The following is a 5,624-nucleotide window of genomic DNA, read 5'->3' on the forward strand; positions in this document are numbered from 1 at the left end:
CCGCCGTTCTCTGTACGTCGCAGCTTTAGACGCCGGTCTTGGCGTCCGGCCACCAGTTGACTGTCGGCTTGGTGGTGTCGGGCCACCAGTTGACAGCTTCCACCGAGCCCTGACCGGAGTTTCCTCCGGTTGCCGAGATTGCCGAAGCCGCGGAAAGGCCCGCGACGGCCAGCGCGCCAGCGACAAGGAGTGTTGCGAGGGTCTTCTTCATGTAGGACTCCTGATACTTAAGAGGCTGATGTGACTCATGTGATACGAGTTAAGTATAAGGGAGCTCGACACGCCGTGTCTTTCTATTTTCGGAATAGCGTAAACCTTTGTGTTATCGCGCGTACCTGAGTCACAACTGCGCCAATATTGCGTAGACGTCGCTAGCGAGTTTGTTGCGGTTTCACCCTCGAAGCAACGGATAATTGGATCATGCAGCAAAATGCCGTTTCCTCCTCATACGCGGCCGCTGAACTGCGGGCCCGGGAAGACTGGGCCGGTCACGACTTCGATGAGGCAGCCCGGAGCGCCAGCAGGGCTGCGTTGATTGCATTGAGCGACGGCAATACCGGGGCCTGGAGGAACATGACCTTCCTGCAGGCCGAGTGTCTACTGGCAGCTGGTGAGTTCGAAGCCAGCGCAAAAATTGCAGGGGCTCTTGTCGAGTCCGTATCCACCACGCCGCAGTTCCAGGCCCACGCACACATTCTTAGGGCTAAAGCATGGCAGGGTGCAGGGTTGTTGGATATTGCCGCAGCGGAAGCCCGGGCCGCAATAAAGCTGGTGCGCGATGAGGCTGATACCGAACTGAACGCTACGGCGGGGCTGGCCCTAATTTCCGCGTTAGGTGACAGCGGGAAGCTGGAAGAAGCTTGGGCGGAGAGCCTCAATCTTGCCAACGCCATATCGGCGGAAATCGACGAGCAGCTTCTTGGCAAGGCCTACTGGGTGATCGGGAACGTCGCTTTCCTCTGCGGCAAGGTCCGCGAGGGTTTGTACTATCACGAACTGGCGGCCGTCACTTTCTCGCCGACGAGAAATCTCGATGTTTGGGCAAAGTTCAATAAGGCATCCGCGGCAATGCGGCTTGCGGCGGATGTGTCTGATGCCGACACGCTTCGCTGCATTGAGCGTGCAGAATTGGCAACGGATGTCATCGGCGGCAGTGCGAACGATTATCTTCTATTGAAGCTCAATCGTGCTCACTGGAACTTCCTGGCAGGCGACCACGCCGCTGCTGTCGCTTTGTTGGAAGACATTTTTGTCGAAGCCGAAAAGCCTTCACCCCAGATTCTGGGGGAAGTTGGCCTATTGCTTGGTCGGGCCGCTGCCGCCATGGGAAACCGGGAGGCCGCCCATCAGCATCTGCTCAAAGCTGTGGAGCACTTTGAGGCTTCGGGCGCACCACAGCGTGCGGACCAGGCCCGCGAATACCTCGCCAATGAGGCCTGAGCCCCGCTGACTGAGCGTTCGCGCGATCGTCACGGATGGACATGGCGGGATTATGCTCAGTGTCTGCTGCTAGGACTGGGCATGTCCCACGGCGGGAGCCGAGGCGGAGGCGCGCTTGCGGCCCAGGAACACTGCAGCGCCGCCAACCACCAGGCTCAGCACCAACAGTACCCAGCCGGCGACGGTGAGGCCCGATGCCAGGGCCACCTGGCCGGCGTCGACAGTTTCTGCAGACAGCATCGAGTCGATGGCCGCGTTGCCCCACAGCCTGACGGCCGCGAACAGCAAGGGCACCGCCCACAGTGCCCAGCGCAGTCCCTTGCGGGCCACATTCGTGCCAATGAGCAGCAGCCAGGTGAAGCCGAAGATCAGCGGGAAGAGCGTGCCGGCCGTCTTGTGGATGTAGTTGAGCTGTCCGCGGGCTTCCTCGTCCATCGCGCGGCGCAGTTGCTCCACGAAGCCTTGGTCGAAGCCGCCGATCAGGGAGTCGGGCATGGCCATGCCCCCGCTGAGCTGGGTGAGCTGGTTCAGGGTGAGCAGGTGCACGTACCAGAACAGGAACAGGCTCGCCACAACACCGGCAATCAGGATCAGGTTGCTGTTGTTCTGCGCCTTCTGCGGGGTGCGGCTGGTGCTCGGGTTGATCACCGACGGCAGCTGGTGCTGGGGGACGGCTGCGTTCGAGCCGTGCTTCTTGATTCGCTGTGCGGGTGTCTTGGCCATGGCTCCATTATCGCCCGGCGTGAGTGCGAAGCTGGGCGTCGTCCGACGCGCGGTACGGCGAGGTTCGCCCGCCGCCTGTTCACTGCCGGTGGGCGCCGATAGGCTGGAGCGCGTGACCGAACTAGGAAAGCACCGGCTCGGCCGGCACAGCACCGCTGAACTCAATCCCGCCCTGGACGACTACCAGCTCGCCGAAGCCCTTGTGCGTGAGGCCGGGACCTTGGCGCTGCTCATGCGCCAGGCCGGGCTGGAAGGCCGGCAAAAAACGTCGGTTTCCGATGTCGTCACGGCCGCAGACCACGCCGCCGAGGCCTATGTGCTGGAACAGCTCCAGCGCTGCCGGCCCGACGACGGCATCCTCGGCGAAGAGGGTGCTTCCGTGGCGGGCACCAGCGGCAGGACCTGGGTTATCGACCCCGTCGACGGGACCTACAATTTCCTGCACGGTTCCACTTACTGGTGCTCCGCAATTGCCCTCAAGGATTCGGCCGGTGTGCTGCTCGGCGGGGTCTTCCAGCCGGAGGAGGACAAGCTCTGGCTCGGCGGAACGGACCAGCCGTCAACACTCAACGGCGAACGGCTGACCACTTTCGCCCCGGGCGCCAGCCGGTCCGGCACAGCCTTGTCCGAACTCGGCGCCGCGACCTACATCCATCCCACCTGGCTCGCCGACCCGCTGTGCGCGATGCCGTGGCACGCCGCAGCGACCTCCGCCGCCGCGCTGCGCATGTTCGGCTCCGGCTCCTGCGACCTGAGCCGGGTGGCCGACGGCGAACTGGGCTGCTGGTTCCAGCACAGCTGCCCGGAATGGGATTGGCTGCCGGGTAAGGCGATAGTCCTCGCCGCCGGGGGCGCCGCCGACGTCGTACGGGTCAACGGACTGGACTGGTTCGTCGCCGGAGGTGCGACGGCCGTCCGGCAGCTCCGCGCAGCCCTTGAATCCGGCTCCGTAGCTTAGACGCGGGCGCCGAAGGCCCAGCCCGTGGGACATGCTCGGTTCCCGGGGCTCAAAGCTGGACATGCTCAGTCTTCGCTGCGAGCTCCGTGGGACATGCTCATTGTTGGCTTCGGCGCGTGGGCATGTGGGCATTATGTCCAGTGGCCGCGGGCAGGGGAGGGCATGTCCCGCCGGGGGTTTGGCGAGCTCCGTGGGACATGCTCATTGTTGGCTTCGGCGGGTGGGCATGTAGGCATTATGTCCAGTGGCCACGGGCGGGGGAGGGCATGTCCCGTGGGGCGGACGCCGGTGTCAGTGGCACCGCCTAGACTTGTTAACACCATGGACATGTTGTTTGACCCTTACGCCGACGGACCTTTCCCAGCTGCCTCGAAGACGGCGGTGCGCACGAAAACGCCTGCCGGAACGGGCGTGGCCGGGCTGGATTCCGCGGAAAGCGTCGGGCCAAACGGCGTCCGCGGGAACACCCCGGCCGGGGATTGGGACCAGCCCGCGCTCCCGGGTGCGGCGGAGCTCCTCGAGGGATTGAACCCGCAGCAGGAAGAAGCCGTGAAGCACGCCGGCAGCGCCCTGCTGATCGTTGCCGGCGCCGGCTCCGGCAAGACCCGCGTGCTCAGCAACCGCATTGCCTACCTGATCGCCACCCGCCGGGCGCACCACGGCGAGATCCTGGCCATCACCTTCACGAACAAGGCTGCCGCCGAAATGCGGGAGCGGGTCGAAGCCCTGGTCGGCGGCCGGGCCAAGACCATGTGGGTCTCCACGTTCCACTCCTCGTGCGTCCGGATCCTGCGCCGCGAGGCCAAGAATGTCGGCCTGAACTCCAACTTCTCGATCTACGATTCCGCCGACTCGCTGCGCCTCATCACGCTCGTGGCCAAGAACCTGGACCTCGATCCGAAGCGCTTCGCCCCCAAAGCCATCCAGCACAAGATCTCGGCGCTCAAGAACGAACTGATCGACGCGGACAGCTACTCCTCCAGCGCCAACCACAACGACCCCTTCGAACAGGCCGTCGCCGAGGTCTTCAAGGGCTACACGCAGCGGCTGCGCCAGGCCAACGCCATGGACTTCGATGACCTGATCGCCGAGACGGTCTACATGTTCCGCGCCTTCCCGGCGCTCGCCGAGTCCTACCGCCGCCGCTTCCGGCACGTCCTCGTCGACGAATACCAGGACACCAACCACGCCCAGTACGCCCTCGTGCGCGAGATCGTCGGCGAAGGCCCCGGCTCGGCGGAGCTGACCGTCGTTGGCGACTCGGACCAGTCCATCTACGCCTTCCGCGGCGCCGACATCCGCAACATCGTGGAGTTCGAAAAGGACTACCCCGACGCCCGCACCATCAAGCTCGAGCAGAACTACCGCTCCACCCAGACAATCCTCAGCGCCGCCAACTCGGTCATCTCCCGCAACCCCAACCGGCCGGAGAAACGGCTCTGGACGGCGGAGGGCGACGGCGAGAAGATCATCGGCTATGTCGGCGAGAACGAACACGACGAAGCCCAGTTCATCGCCAAGGAAATCGACCGGCTGCAGGACGAGGGCGACCTGCGCCCCGGTGACGTCGCGATCTTCTACCGCACCAACGCCCAGTCCCGCTCGATCGAGGATGTCCTGGTCCGCGTCGGACTCCCGTACAAGGTGGTCGGCGGCACCCGGTTCTACGAGCGCAAGGAAATCAAGGACGCGCTCGCCTACCTGCGGGTCCTGGTCAACCCGGACGACGACGTCAACCTGCGCCGCATCCTGAACGAGCCCAAGCGCGGCATCGGCGACCGGGCCGAGGGTGCGGTGGCCTCCCTCGCGCAGCGCGACCGGATCTCCTTTATGGCAGCGGCCCGCCGCGCCGACGAGGCACCCGGCATGGCCACCCGTTCCGTCAACGCAGTCCAGGGCTTCGTGAAGCTCCTCGACGACCTCGCCGAGGTGGCGTCCGGCTCCGGCGCGGCGGCGGCCCTCGAAGCCGTCCTGGAACAGACCGGCTACCTCGCAACACTCCGTTCCAGCTCCGACCCGCAGGACGAGTCCCGGGTGGAGAACCTCGCCGAACTGGTCGCCGTCGTGCGTGAATACGAGCGCGACAACCCCGAGGGCTCGCTCGGCGCCTTCCTGGAAGGCGTCTCCCTCGTCGCCGACGCCGACCAGATTCCGGATGCGCCGGCGGGGAGCGCGGACCAGCTGGCCGCCGCCGTCGCCGAAGCCAAGCGGCTCGGCGTTGTCACCCTGATGACCCTGCACACCGCCAAAGGGCTGGAGTTCCCGGTGGTTTTCCTGACCGGTATGGAACATGGGCTGTTCCCGCACCAACGCTCCGCCACCGACCCCAAGGAACTGGCCGAGGAACGCCGGCTGGCCTACGTGGGCCTGACCCGGGCGCGGAAGCGCCTGTATCTGACCCGGTCCGAGGTCCGCAGCATGTGGGGCCAGAGCCAGTACAACCCCGCCAGCCAGTTCATCGAGGAAATCCCCGCCGAACTGGTGGAGTGGAAGCGCGAAGGCT

General features: G+C 65.1%; 5 protein-coding genes. 3 read left to right on the forward strand and 2 right to left on the reverse strand.

The features are described 5' to 3' along the window. Positions 1 to 25: 25 nt before the first annotated feature. A complete protein-coding gene (locus K789_RS0105400; protein WP_024365869.1) occupies positions 26 to 211 on the reverse strand; it encodes a hypothetical protein in 186 nt (61 codons plus the stop codon). A gap of 209 nt (positions 212 to 420) precedes the next feature. On the opposite strand from K789_RS0105400, the gene K789_RS0105405 reads away from it, so the two are divergent. Then, positions 421 to 1,440: a hypothetical protein gene (locus K789_RS0105405; RefSeq protein ID WP_024365870.1), complete on the forward strand. Its 1,020-nt coding sequence runs from the start codon at positions 421 to 423 to the stop codon at positions 1,438 to 1,440. A gap of 69 nt (positions 1,441 to 1,509) precedes the next feature. On the opposite strand, the gene K789_RS0105410 is transcribed toward K789_RS0105405, so the two are convergent. Continuing rightward, the gene (locus tag K789_RS0105410) at positions 1,510 to 2,163 is read right to left on the reverse strand and encodes a hypothetical protein (RefSeq protein WP_024365871.1); all 654 of its coding nucleotides are present in this window, start codon (positions 2,161 to 2,163) and stop codon (positions 1,510 to 1,512) included. Between the two features lie 112 nt (positions 2,164 to 2,275). Between K789_RS0105410 and K789_RS0105415 the strand changes: the two genes are divergently transcribed. Together K789_RS0105415 and pcrA are read left to right on the forward strand one after the other, a co-directional pair. After that, entirely contained in the window at positions 2,276 to 3,121 is an 846-nt protein-coding gene (locus K789_RS0105415) for an inositol monophosphatase family protein (protein WP_024365872.1), read from the forward strand. A gap of 327 nt (positions 3,122 to 3,448) precedes the next feature. Further along, positions 3,449 to 5,624, forward strand: a 2,176-nt coding sequence (gene pcrA, locus K789_RS0105420; RefSeq protein WP_024365873.1) for a DNA helicase PcrA, incomplete at its 3' end; no start/stop codon positions are given.

Origin of the sequence: Arthrobacter sp. TB 26, assembly GCF_000427315.1 — a bacterium.
In the GTDB taxonomy this organism is placed as follows: Bacteria; Actinomycetota; Actinomycetes; order Actinomycetales; family Micrococcaceae; genus Arthrobacter.

Excerpts from the sequence above, each read along its gene's own strand:
- K789_RS0105400 (WP_024365869.1), bottom strand. The coding sequence starts at position 211 with ATGAAGAAGACCCTCGCAACACTCCTTGTCGCTGGCGCGCTGGCCGTC.
- K789_RS0105405 (WP_024365870.1), top strand. The coding sequence starts at position 421 with ATGCAGCAAAATGCCGTTTCCTCCTCATACGCGGCCGCTGAACTGCGG.
- K789_RS0105410 (WP_024365871.1), bottom strand. The coding sequence starts at position 2,163 with ATGGCCAAGACACCCGCACAGCGAATCAAGAAGCACGGCTCGAACGCA.